We start from the raw sequence: 692 nt of genomic DNA on the forward strand, positions 1-692 counted from the left end.
GGGAGGCCAAGGTCGATCTCGGCGCCGTGATCGAGCGGGCGATCCAGCTCCGGGGTCTTGCCGGATTTCAGCGCCTCGACCGCGCGCTCAAGCAGATCCATGTAGAGGGTGAAGCCGATCTCGTGGATCTGGCCCGATTGCTCCTCGCCTAGCAATTCACCCGCCCCGCGGATCTCCAGATCGTGCGTCGCCAGCGTGAAGCCGGCACCCAGGTCTTCCAGGGACTCGATCGCCTCCAGCCGCTTCTTGGCATCGGCGGTCATCGACTTCGGTGGCGGTGTGATTAGATAGGCATAGGCACGATGGTGCGAGCGGCCAACCCGCCCGCGCAGCTGATGCAGCTGCGCCAGGCCGAGCTTGTCGGCGCGATGGATGACGATGGTGTTGGCGCTCGGCACATCGATGCCGGACTCGACGATGGTGGTGCAGACCAGCAGGTTGAAGCGGCGATGGTAGAAGTCGCGCATGACCCGCTCGAGCTCCTTCTCGCGCATCTGGCCGTGGGCGACCTCGACACGGGCCTCGGGCACCAGTGCCTCGAGCTTCTGCGCCATGTTCTCGATGGTCTCGACCTCGTTGTGCAGGAAGTAGACCTGGCCGCCGCGGTTGATCTCGCGCTGGCAGGCCTCGCGGATCAGCGCGTCGTTCCAGGTCGAGACGAAGGTCTTGATCGGATGGCGCTCGACCGGCGG

The 692-nt window shown here is 65.5% G+C and carries 1 protein-coding gene; it reads right to left on the reverse strand.

The genetic code is table 11. The annotated features are described in order from the left end of the window. A partial coding sequence (locus VBE63_RS30980; protein ID WP_323686776.1) for a helicase-related protein occupies nt 1–692 on the reverse strand: 692 nt, incomplete at both ends.

The sequence above is a fragment of the Lamprobacter sp. genome, assembly GCF_034860625.1.
Lineage (GTDB): Bacteria > Pseudomonadota > Gammaproteobacteria > Chromatiales > Chromatiaceae > Lamprobacter.